This is a genomic window from Burkholderia territorii (genome assembly GCF_902833055.1).
GTDB classification, from domain to species: domain Bacteria; phylum Pseudomonadota; class Gammaproteobacteria; order Burkholderiales; family Burkholderiaceae; genus Burkholderia; species Burkholderia territorii.
Genome location: NZ_CADFEJ010000191.1, coordinates 1 through 251 on the forward strand (window position 1 = coordinate 1; position 251 = coordinate 251).

1 pseudogene is annotated in these 251 nt (G+C 66.5%); it reads right to left on the reverse strand.

The features are described from left to right. Window positions 1-251: pseudogene (locus HW466_RS31755) on the reverse strand (hypothetical protein); the annotation flags it as partial.

Consider the following 251-nt stretch of genomic DNA (forward strand, 5'->3'; position numbering starts at 1 on the left):
CCCGATGCCGTCGAGCCTTGACCCGTGGTCGTCGAGTTGATGCCCGTGGCATTCGCGCCTTGGCCTGCTGCCGTCGACTTGTCACCCGATGCCGTCGAACCTTGGCCGTTTGCGGTCGAGCTCGCGCCCGATGCCGTCGAGCCTTGACCCGTGGTCGTCGAGTTGATGCCCGTGGCATTCGCGCCTTGGCCTGCTGCCGTCGACTTGTCACCCGATGCCGTCGAACCTTGGCCGTTTGCGGTCGAGCTCGC